The 12,456-nt window shown below is 73.2% G+C and carries 1 protein-coding gene; it reads left to right on the plus strand.

Annotated elements, in window-relative coordinates; translation table 11 throughout:
• Positions 1-28 precede the first annotated feature (28 nt).
• Complete coding sequence (locus ACFYNP_RS37095) at positions 29-12,439, plus strand: type I polyketide synthase (RefSeq protein ID WP_388791741.1); 12,411 nt, start codon at positions 29-31, stop codon at positions 12,437-12,439.
• Positions 12,440-12,456: the final 17 nt, after the last annotated feature.

The following is a 12,456-nucleotide window of genomic DNA, read 5'->3' on the forward strand; positions in this document are numbered from 1 at the left end:
GGCCGAAGCCCACGTACACGGCGCGGAGTTGGACTGGAGCGCCCTGTTCCCCGGCGCCCGCACCCCCGTCGACCTCCCCACCTACCCCTTCCAGCACCAGCACTACTGGCTCCACGCGACCCCCGGCGCCGGTGACGTCACCGGCGCCGGGCTCGGGGACACGGGACACCCCCTGCTGGGCGCCGCCGTGCCGCTGGCCGACGGCGACGGGCACCTGCTCACTGGGCGCCTCTCGCTGCGTACGCATCCGTGGCTGGCCGACCACGCCGTCGCGGGTGTCGTGCTGCTGCCCGCCACCGCCTACGTGGAGCTGGCCACGCGCGCGGGCGACCAGGTCGACTGCGGCCTGGTCGAAGAGCTCACCATGGAGATGCCGCTGGTCGTCCCTGAGACGGGCGGTGTGCAGCTCCAGTTGACCGTGGGGCCCGCCGACGTCTCCGGGCGGCGGACACTCACCTTCCACTCCCGCCCCGAAACCGGGCCCGACACGGGCGGCGCGGAGGCGGAGCCGTGGACCCGGCACGCCACAGGCGTGCTCGCCCCGGCATCGGCGCCCACCGAGGCTCCGGCTGCGGAATTCGACCTCGCCCAGTGGCCGCCCCGCGACGCGCAGGCGGTCGGCATCGACGGTCTGTACGAGGAGTTCGCCGCGGCGGACGTCCAGTACGGGCCCGCGTTCCAGGGGCTGCAGGGCGTCTGGCGGCGCGGCGACGAGGTGTTCGCCGAAGTCGGCATCCCCGAGGACCGTCGTGACGAGGCCGGCGGGTTCGGTCTGCACCCCGTGCTCCTCGACGCCGCGCTTCAGGCGGCACACCTGGCCCAGGACCCCTCGGACGGCGACGACGAGGCGGGGGGCATGCCACGGCTGCCGTTCTCCTGGAGCGACGTGTCCCTGTACGCCACCGGCGCGAAGTCCCTGCGCGTACGCCTGACCCGCTCCGGGAGCGGCGGCGACACCGTCTCTGTGCTGCTCGCCGACGACGCCGGGGCGCCGGTCGCCCGGATCGGCTCCCTGGTGTCCCGCACCGTCGACGTGCGCCAGAGCCTCGCCGCCCGCAGCGACCGCGTACCGAACCTGTACCGCGTCACCTGGGTCGAGCCGCCGGCCGTCGCCCCCGCGCGGGCGGAGCGCGCCGACTCGTGGGCCGTGCTCGGCGCCGACGGCACCGACGCGCGTGAGCTGTGCCGCCTCCTCGGCGAGGACGGCGACGGTGTCGGCTTCGACGTAGCCTCGTACCCGACCCTCGCGGACCTCACCGCGGCCGTCGCCGAGGGCACCGCGCCCGTTCCCGGCGTCGTGGTCGCGGCCGACGCCACCCGAGCCGACGACGGCCCCGCCGGTACGGCGGACACCGTCGTATCCGCCGACGACGTCCACACCGCCGCAGGCGCCGCCCTCACCCTCGTACAGACCTGGCTCGCCGCAGGCGACCGCTTCGCCGACGCGCGCCTGATCGTCCTGACCCGCGGCGCAGCCGCCGTCACCGCCGACGAGCCGCTGCCCGGCATCGCGCACGCCGCCGTGCTCGGCCTGCTGCGCTCGGCGCAGTCCGAGGAGCCCGGCCGGTTCGTCCTCGCCGACGTGGACGGCGACCCCGAGTCGTTGCGTGCGCTGCCCGCCGCGTACGCGCACGGCGAGCCCGAGTGCGCGATCCGCGCCGGAGCCGTACGCGTCCCCCGGCTCGGCCGCGACCTCGGCGAGCCCGTACAGGCGCCCGCCGCCCTGGACCCGCACGGCACGGCCCTGGTCACCGGCGCCCCCGGCGGTCTCGGCGGCCTCGTCGCCCGGCACCTCGTCGCCCAACACAGCATCCGCCACCTGCTGTTCCTCGGCCGCCGCGGCCCCGAGGCCCCGGGAGCGACCGAACTCATCGACCAGATCGAGGAGTTGGGCGCAGCCGTCGACGTCGTCGCGTGCGACGCGGCGGACCGGGACGCCCTCGCCGACGCCCTGGCCCGCGTCCCCGGCGAGCACCCGCTCACCGCCGTCGTGCACACCGCGGGCGTCTTCGACGACGGCATCACCGCCTCCCTCACCACCGGGCAGCTGGACCGCGTCCTGCGCCCCAAGGTCGACGCCGCCGTCAACCTGCACGACCTCACCCACGGCGCCGACCTGGCCGCCTTCGTCCTCTTCTCCTCCGTCGCCGGCGTCCTCGGCGGCGCCGGACAGGGCAACTACGCCGCGGGCAACACCTTCCTCGACGCCTACGCGCAGCACCTGAGGGGCCAGGGCGTGCCCGCCACCTCCCTCGCCTGGGGCCTGTGGGCCGAACGCGGCGGCATGGCCGGCCAGATCTCCGCCGCCGACCTCGACCGGATGACCCGCTCCGGCATCGCCCCCCTCGCCACCGAGCAGGGCCTCGGCCTTTTCGACGCCGCCCTCGGCCTGGGCGCCGCCGCCCTGGTCCCCGTTCGCCTCGACACCGCCGCGCTGCGCACCGCCCACGGCCGGAACCTGCCGCCGCTGCTCAGCGGCCTCGTGCACGGCCCCGCCCGGCGCGCCGTCGCCGACCACGACGGGTCGGACGGCGAGGCGTCGGCTCTCGTACGCCGCCTGCGCGCACTGCCGGACGGCGAGCGGGAGCGGGCGCTCCTCGACCATGTGCGCGGCCAGGCCGCCGCCGTCCTCGGCTATGCCTCCGGCGACCAGGTGGACACCGAACGAGCCTTCCGCGACCTCGGTGTCGACTCGCTGACCGCCGTCGAACTCCGCAACCGCCTGAACGAGGCGACCGGCCTGCGGCTGCCCGCCACCCTCGTCTTCGACTACGCGAGCCCCCTCGCTCTGGCCCGCCACCTGAAGTCCGAACTGGCCGGTGGTGACTCGGACTTGGCGGCCGACAGGTCAACGGCCGGTGAGTCCGGGCGCGGCCTCGGGGGTGACGCCGACGACCCCATCACCATCGTCGCCATGAGCTGCCGCTTCCCCGGCGGCGTGGAGAGCCCCGAAGACCTGTGGCGACTGGTCGGCGAGGGCGCCGACGCCACCTCCGGGCTGCCCGAGGGCCGCGGCTGGGACACCGCGTCCCTCTACGACCCCGACCCCGACCACCAGGGCACCACCTACTCGCGCGGCGGCGGATTCCTTTACGAGGCAGGCGAATTCGACGCCTCGTTCTTCGGCATCTCCCCCCGCGAGGCCCTGGCCATGGACCCGCAGCAGCGCCTCCTCCTGGAAACCTCCTGGGAGGCGTTCGAGCGCGCGGGGATCGACCCGGCGACGCTGCGCGGCAGCGCGGGCGGCGTGTTCGTCGGCGCTTCGTCGCAGGGTTACGGCGAAAGCGTGCGGGTCATACCCGACGGCCTCGAAGGCCATCTGATGACCGGCAACTCCACCAGCGTTCTCTCCGGCCGCATCTCGTACTCCTTCGGTCTAGAAGGCCCGGCGGTGACCGTGGACACGGCCTGCTCGTCGTCGCTCGTTGCCATGCACCTGGCCGCACAGGCCCTGCGCAACGGCGAGTGCTCGCTGGCCCTCGCGGGCGGCGCCACGGTCATGGCCACCTCCGACACCCTCGTCGCCTTCAGCCGCCAGCGGGGCCTTGCCGCCGACGGCCGCTGCAAGCCGTTCGCCGAGGGCGCCGACGGCTTCGGCGTCGGCGAGGGCGTGGGCATGCTGGTCCTGGAGCGGCTGTCCGACGCCCGCCGCAACGGCCACCGGATCCTCGCCGTCGTACGAGGTTCCGCCGTCAACCAGGACGGCGCCAGCAATGGTCTGACCGCCCCGAACGGTCCCTCCCAGCAGCGCGTCATCCGCGCCGCCCTCGCCGACGCCGGGCTCACCGGAGCCGATGTGGACGCGGTGGAGGCACACGGCACGGGTACCTCTCTGGGTGACCCGATCGAGGCCCAGGCCCTCATCGCCACCTATGGCAAGGACCGGCCCGAGGGCCAGGGGCCGCTGTGGCTCGGCTCCGTCAAGTCCAACATCGGGCACGCCCAGGCGGCCGCGGGTGTCGCGGGCGTCATGAAGATGGTCCTCGCCATGCGGCACGGCGTGCTGCCCAGGACCCTGCACGCACAGGCACCGACGACCGAGGTCGACTGGTCCGAAGGGGCCGTCGAGCTGTTGACCGAGGCGCGCGAGTGGACCGCGCGGGAGGCGGGTAGGCCGCGCCGCGCGGGTGTCTCCTCCTTCGGCATGAGCGGTACCAACGCGCACGTGATCCTGGAGCAGGCACCGACGGAAGGACGACTGCCCGCCGACACCCGAGCCGGCGACCGGACGGACGCCGCCCCCGCGCCGTCGGTGGTCCCGGGCATGGTCCCGCTCGCCCTGTCGGCGAAGAGCGAGAACGCCCTGCGGGCGCAGGCGGCACGGCTGCGCGAGCGGCTGCTCGCCGATGTCGGCATCGGAGGCGGCGGCGCGGCCGACGGCATCGGCCTCGCCGACGTCGGCTGGTCCCTGGCCGTGACACGCTCGCGGTTCGAGCACCGGGGCGTGGTCCTCGGGCGGGACCGGGACGAACTCCTCGCCGCGCTCGATCAGTTGGCGCAGAGCGACCTGACCGCCGCGCATGTCGTGGCGGGCCGGGCGGTAAGCGGTGCGGCGCGTCCGGTGTTCGTGTTTCCGGGGCAGGGTTCGCAGTGGGCGGGGATGGCGCGTGAGCTGCTCGACGACTCCCCGGTGTTCGCGGACCGCATGCGCGAGTGCGCGGAAGCCCTGTCCGAGTATGTGGAGTGGGACCTGTTTGAGGAGTTGTGCGGGGACCGGTTTGACCGGGTGGATGTGGTTCAGCCTGTTCTTTTCGCGGTGATGGTGTCGCTGGCTGCGGTGTGGCAGGCGGCGGGTGTGAAGCCGTCGGCTGTGGTGGGTCACAGTCAGGGGGAGATCGCTGCGGCGTGTGTGGCTGGTGTGCTGTCTCTGCGGGATGCTGCTCGTGTCGTGGCGTTGCGGAGTGTTGCCATTCGTGAGTTGTCGGGCAGGGGCGGGATGGTGTCCGTGCCGCTGCCCGAGGGTCAGGTGCGTGAGCTGATCATCGGCTGGGACGGCCGGATCGAGCTGGCTGCTGTGAACGGGCCTGCTCAGGTGGTCGTCTCCGGTGAGCCCGAGGCGTTGGAGGAGTTGGTGGCGCAGTGCGTCGCCCGGGACATTCGTGCCCGTACGATCCCGGTGGACTATGCGTCGCATTCCTCGTACGTGGAGCAGATCGAGACGCAGATCGGTGAGGTGCTGGACGGGGTCGCCCCGCAGGCTGCCGACATCCCGCTGTACTCGACCCTGACGGGTGCCTGGTTGGACGCCAATACCCTGATGGATGCGGGTTATTGGTACCGCAATCTGCGTCAGACGGTCCTGTTTGAGCATGCCACGCGGGGGCTTCTGGCCGAGGGGCATGGGCTGTTCCTGGAGATGAGCCCGCACCCGGTCCTCACCGTCCCGGTGCAGGCCACCATCGACGCCACCGAGAGCCAGGCCGTCACGCTCGGCTCCCTCCGGCGTGACGAAGGCGGCGCCGAGCGCCTGCTGGCGTCAATGGCCGAAGCCCACGTACATGGCGCCGAACTCGACTGGAAGGCCCTCTTCCCCGGCGCCCGCACCCCCGTCGACCTCCCCACCTACCCCTTCCAGCGCCAGCACTACTGGCTCACGGGCGACGGTGAGGTGCCGGACGGCACGCCGCTGTCCGTCGTGGACGAGGTGGAGGCGCGGTTCTGGGAGGCGGTGGAGCGCGAGGATCTGGCGGAGTTGGCTGCCGAGCTGGAGGTGGCGGACGGTTCCACCGCCGCCGAACTGGGCGCCGTGCTGCCCGTCCTTTCGTCGTGGCGGCGGCAGCGGCGCGAGCGGTCGACCCTCGACGGCTGGCGCTACCGGGTCACCTGGAAGCCGCTGCCGAGCGGCAACCTGCCCACGTCCGGGCTCTCCGGGCGCTGGCTCGTCGTGCTTCCGGAGAACGCGGCGGAACACCCGTGGGCGGCAGGTGCGAGCGAGGCGTTGGCGCAGGCCGGTGCGGACGTCGTCGAACTGAAGCTCCCATCAGCGGAGTTGGACCGAGAAACGCTGTCCGCGCAGTTGCGGGAGAGGGCCCAGGCGGGACTCGCCGGTGTGGTTTCCCTCCTCGCCCTGAATGAATCCGCCCACGACACGCACGAGGCCGGGTCGGCGGGGCTCGCGGGCACTGTCGCCCTTGTGCAGGCCCTCGGTGACGCCGGAGTCGGAGCCCGACTGTGGGCGCTGACCGGCGGAGCCGTCGCCACCGGGCGCGGCGACCGGGAGACGAACCCCGTCCAGGCACAGGTGTGGGGCCTCGGCCGGGTCGTGGCCCTGGAGTACCCGGACCGGTGGGGCGGTCTGATCGACCTGCCCCAGGCGTACGACGCGCGGGCCGCGTCGCGTTTCGTCGCCGTCCTGGCGGGCGCCGGGGACGAGGACCAGCTGGCGGTCCGGGACACGGGCGTCTTCGTACGCCGGTTCATGCCCGCCCCGGTGGACGCGGGCAAGGGCACGGAGCCGGAATGGGCACCGCGCGGCACCGTGTTGATCACCGGTGGCACGGGCGCGATCGGCGGGCACGTGGCGCGCTGGCTGGCCCGCGAGGGCGCCGAGCACCTGGTTCTCACCAGCCGTCGCGGTCTCGACGCGCCTGGTGCCGTCGAACTCCAGGCAGAACTGGAGGAGTTGGGCGTCGAAGTCACCATCGCTGCCTGCGACGTGGCCGACCGGGACGCCGTCACCGGCCTCCTCGACGGCCTGGCGACCCAGGGCCGCACCCTGCGCTCCGTCTTCCACGCGGCGGGCGTCGGTCAGGAGCAGCCCCTGGACACCATGACCGCCGCCGACATCGCCGAGGTCCTGGAGGCGAAGGTCGCGGGCGCCGCGCACCTCGACGCACTCCTGGATACCGGCTCGCTCGACGCGTTCGTGCTGTTCTCGTCCAACGCGGGCGTGTGGGGCAGCGGCAGCCAGGGCGCGTACGCCGCGGCCAACGCCCACCTCGACGCGCTCGCCGAGCAGCGCCGGGCGCGCGGTCTCACCGCCACCTCCGTGGCCTGGGGCCTGTGGGGCGGCGGCAGCGGCATGGCCGGCGAGGAAGCCGAGGACGCCCTGCGCCGCCTCGGCGTCACGGCGATGGCACCGGAGCGCGCCATCGCGGCGCTGGCCGGGGCAGTGGCGTACGACGAGACGTTCCTGGCAGTCGCCGACATTGACTGGGAGCGGTTCGCGCCCGCCTTCACCTCGGTGCGGCCGAGCCCCTTCATCGGGGACCTGCCCGCCGTGCGGCGCGCGCTCGCCGGACCAGAGCCCATCACGGGATCCGCGGCGTCCGGCACGAAGGGTCCGGGGACGGGCTCCGCGTGGGCCGAGCGGCTCGCCGCCCTGCCGCCGGCCGAACAGGAGCGGTCCACCCTCGACCTGGTACGCGCACAGGCCGCCGCCGTCCTCGGCCACGCGGGCGCGGAGGCCGTCGAACCCGGGCGCGCCTTCCGTGACCTGGGCTTCGACTCGCTCACAGCGGTCGAGGTACGCAATCGGCTCGCCGCCGCGACCGGCCTGAAGCTGCCCACCACCCTCGTCTTCGACTACCCCGACTCCCAGACCCTCGCCGCCCACCTGCGCCGGGAGGCACTCGGCGAGGCGCCCGGCACCACGACCATGGGGACGTCGCCGGTCACGCCCGCGACAGTCGACGACCCGATCGCCATAGTGTCCATGAGCTGCCGCTACCCCGGCGGCGCCACCAGCCCCGACGCCCTGTGGCGCCTGGTCGCCAACGGCACCGACGCCATCTCCGGCTTCCCCGCCGACCGCGGCTGGGAGGGCACCGGCGCGGCGGCCTACAAGGCGGAGGGCGGATTCCTCTACGACGCCGCCGAGTTCGACGCCGCCTTCTTCGGCATCTCGCCCCGCGAAGCCCTGTCCATCGACCCCCAGCAGCGCCTCCTCCTGGAGACCTCCTGGGAACTCTTCGAACGCGCGGGCATCGCCCCCACCTCCGTACGCGGCCACCAGACCGGCGTCTTCATCGGCTCCGGCTACCAGGGCTACGGCGAGGGCGTCCAGGAGCCGCCGGGGGGCGTTGAGGGATATCTGCTCACCGGCAACGCCGCCAGCGTGGTCTCCGGTCGACTGTCGTACGTGTTCGGCCTGGAGGGCCCGGCGGTGACGGTCGACACGGCGTGCTCGTCGTCCCTCGTGGCTCTCCATCTGGCCGCGCAGGCGCTGCGCCAGGGCGAGTGCGACATGGCTCTCGCCGGTGGCGTGACCGTCATGTCGACACCCACCGCCTTTGACGAGTTCAGCAAGCAGCAGGGCCTGGCCGCCGACGGCCGCTGCAAGCCCTTCGCAGAGGCGGCGGACGGGACGGGCTGGGGCGAGGGTGTGGGTCTGCTCCTCCTTGAGCGGTTGTCGGATGCCCGCCGCAATGGCCACGAGGTGCTTGCGGTCGTGCGGGGTTCCGCGGTGAACCAGGACGGCGCGAGCAACGGGCTCACGGCCCCGAACGGGCCGTCCCAGCAGCGGGTGATCCGGGCCGCGTTGGCGAATGCGGGTCTGGCGGCGGGTGACGTGGATGCTGTCGAGGCGCACGGTACGGGCACCACGCTCGGCGACCCGATCGAGGCGCAGGCCCTGCTCGCCACGTATGGCCAGGACCGTCCTGAGGACGGCCGGCCGCTGTGGCTCGGGTCCATCAAGTCCAACATCGGTCACACCCAGGCAGCTTCGGGCGTCGCGGGCGTCATCAAGATGGTGATGGCGATGCGTGCCGGCGTCCTACCGCCGTCCCTGCACGTGGACGAGCCGAGCACCCACGTCGACTGGTCCGTCGGGGCCGTCGAGTTGCTGACCGAGGCACGCGAATGGCCCGAACGCGAGGAGGGCGTGCCGCGTCGTGCGGGTGTGTCGTCGTTCGGTGTCAGCGGCACGAATGCCCACGTAATCGTGGAGCAGGTGCCGGTGGAGGATGCAACTGCTGCCGCTAAGAAGGACGTTCTGTCCAGCAAGCTTCCCTGGTTGGTGTCGGCCCGCAGCGCCGAGGCGCTGCGCGCGCAGGCCGGGCGGCTCGTCGAGCACGTCACTGCGCGCGATGCGCTCGACTGCGTCGACACGGGCTGGTCACTTCTGTCCGGGCGGGCCGCGCTCGACCACCGTGCTGTGGTCTTCGGCCGGGAGCGGGTGGAGTTCCTGTCCGGGCTTGAGGCCGTCGCCTCCGGTGGTTCGGGTGTGGTGTCGGGGTCGGTGGTTGAGGGTCGTCTCGGTGTGGTCTTCACCGGTCAGGGCAGTCAGCGGCTTGGTATGGGCCGTGAGTTGTACGAGGTGTTCCCTGTGTTCGCGGATGCGCTGGACGAGGTGTGCGCCCACTTGGACGGGCACCTCGACCAGCCTCTGAAGGACGTGATGTTCGGTGCGGATGCCGGGCTTTTGGAGCAGACGGGGTATGCGCAGCCCGCGCTGTTCGCCGTCGAGGTCGCGCTGTATCGCCTCGCCGAGTCCTTCGGGGTACGTCCCGAGATCATCGGTGGTCATTCGATCGGCGAGTTGACGGCTGCGTATGTGGCCGGGCTGTGGTCGTTGGAGGACGCGGCCCAACTGGTGGCTGCGCGGGGGCGGTTGATGCAGTCGCTGCCTGAGGGTGGCGCGATGCTGGCGGTGCAGGCGGCGGAGGCCGACGTGCTGCCGCTGCTGGAGGGCCTGGAAGACCGGGCCGGTGTGGCGGCCGTGAACGGCCCCGCCCAGGTGGTGCTCTCTGGCGACCGCGAGGTTCTGGAGGGCCTGGAGGGGACACTCCGCAGCCAAGGGCGTAAGGTGCGGTGGCTGAAGGTCTCGCACGCCTTCCACTCGCCGCTCATGGACCCGGTGCTCGACGAGTTCCGCGAGATCGCGCGGGGCCTGACGTACCAGGACCTGAAGCTGCCGGTCGTCTCCAACGTGACCGGTGAACTGGCCGAATCGGTTCAGCTGAAGGATCCCGAGTACTGGGTCCGTCACGTCCGTGAGGCGGTCCGTTTCCACGACGGTCTGACCACTCTTACCGCCCAAGGTGTGTCGACGCTCCTTGAGCTCGGCCCTGACTCCGTGCTCACGGCGATGGCGCACGACACGCTCACCGACCCGGGCGCGCAAGCGGGTCTGGTCGGTGCCCTGCGCAAGGACCGCCCGGAGCCGGACACCTTCCTGACCGCCCTCGCCCAGCTCCACGTACGCGGGGCCGAGGTCGACTTCGCCCCGCTGTACGCACCGGTCGAGTCCCGCCGCCGCGTGGACCTCCCCACGTACGCCTTCCAGCGCGACCGCTACTGGCTGAAGTCGGCCCCGGCGGTCACCGCCCTCACCGGCGGCTTCGCCGTCGACGTGGTGGAGGCCCGCTTCTGGGAGGCCGTGGAGCGGGAGGACCTGGAGTCGCTGAGCGCCGAGTTGGGCGCCGGGGACGGTGATGGGGCGCTGGGTGAGGTGCTGCCGGTCCTTTCGACGTGGCGGCGGCAGCGGCGCGAGTCCGCCGAGGTGGACGCTCTGCGCTATCGCGTCTCGTGGAAGCCGCTCGGCCAGGCGCCGACCGCCGCTCGTCTCGACGGGACGTGGCTGCTCGTGGTGCCGGACCGGGGCGCGGACGCCGATTGGACGGACGCCGTCGAGGAGGTACTCGGCGGGCGCGGGGCCGACGTACGCACCGTCGTCGTGGATGCGGCGGGGATCGACCGTGAGGAGTTCGCCGAGCGGCTGCGCAAGGAGGCCGCGGGCGGTGAAACGGCCGGTGTGCTCTCGCTGTTGGCTGTCGACGAGGAACCGCACGCCGTACGAGGCGGGGTCAGCCGCGGCCTGGCCGCGACGGTGACCCTGGTGCAGGCTCTGCACGCCGCCGACCTGGGCGCCCCGCTCTGGCTCGCCGGACGGTCCGCGGTGACCGTGGGCGGCGCCGACCCGGCGCCCCGCTACGGGCAGGCCGCGCTGTGGGGCCTCGGCCGTGTGGTGGCCGTGGAGTATCCGGCGCTGTGGGGCGGCCTGGTCGACCTTCCCGGGACGCCGGACGAGCGGGCCCTGGACGGGCTCGCCGGGGTGCTCGGCGGGGCGTGGGCCGGAGAGGACAAGCTGGCCGTGCGCGGGTCCGGGGTGTTCGCGCGACGCCTGGTGCGGGACACGTCCAGCGGCGCCGCCGACGGCGACGCGTGGACGCCGCACGGCACCATGCTGATCACCGGCGGCACCGGAGCCGTCGGCGGCCACGTCGCACGCTGGCTCGCGGCCCACGGCGCACGTCATCTCGTACTGACGAGCAGGCGCGGACCTGACGCGCCGGGTGCTGCCGAACTCGCCGCTGAACTTGAGGAGTTGGGGGCACAGGTGACTCTCACCTCCTGTGACGCGGCCGACCGTGACGCGCTCGCGGGAGTCCTGGACGCGATTCCCGACGACGCGCCGCTGACCGCGGTGTTCCACACGGCCGGCGTCCTGGACGACGGTGTGCTCGACGGGATGAACGCCGAGCGGCTCGCCACTGTGTTCCGTGCGAAGGTGGAGTCGGCCCGGCATCTGGACGCGCTGACCCGCGACGCGGATCTGTCGGCGTTCGTGCTCTTCTCGTCCTTCGCCGGGCTCTCCGGCGGCGCCGGGCAGGGGAGTTACGCCGCCGCCAACGCCTGCCTCGACGCGCTCGCCGAGCACCGCAGGGCCCAGGGCCTCAACGCGACGTCGGTCGCCTGGGGCGCCTGGGCCGGTGGCGGAATGGCCGCCGACGCGGTGGCCGCCGAGCGGCTGCGGGGCGGTGCGATGCCGCCCATGGAGCCCCGGCCCGCCCTCGCCGCGCTACGCCGGGCCCTCGGTCACGGGCAGCCCACGGCGGTGATCGCCGACGTCGACTGGGAGCAGTACCTGTCGGGCGGTCCGGGGGTCGCCTCCGACCCGCTCTTCGACGACCTGGCCGAGGCCCGCGCGCTGCGGGACCGTGCGGCGCGTACGGACAAGGGCGGCGAGGCCGAGGGGCCCGAGCTGGCACGGCGGCTCGCGGAGCTGTCCGGGCCGGAGCGGGACCGGTTCCTGGAGGACCTGGTCCGCACGCACGCGGCGGACGTCCTCGGTTACCGGGGGCCGGAGCAGGTCGAACCCGGCCGCGCGTTCCGGGAGTTGGGCTTCGACTCGCTCACCGCCGTCGAACTGCGCAACGCGCTAGGCGCGGCCACCGGGCTTCCCCTGCCGACCACCCTCGTCTTCGACCACCCCACGCCCGCCGCGCTCGCCGCCCACCTCAAGGCCGAACTGGGCACCGACGGGACCGAGCCCGGGGCGCTGCTGTCCCAGCTCGCCACCCTGGAGGCGGGCTTCGCCGAGAGCGCGCCCTCGGACGACGAGCTGGCCACGATCGCCGAACGGCTGCGGGTCCTGCTCGACCGCTGCACCCCGGGTCAGGACGACCGGGAGGACGCCGAGGTCGCCGGTGAGCTGGAGTCCGCCACGGACGACGAGATGTTCGACTTCATCAGTAAAGAGTTCGGAATTTCATGATGTGCCGCACCTGCCGC

This window comes from Streptomyces sp. NPDC006691 (assembly GCF_042869955.1).
In the GTDB taxonomy this organism is placed as follows: domain Bacteria; phylum Actinomycetota; class Actinomycetes; order Streptomycetales; family Streptomycetaceae; genus Streptomyces.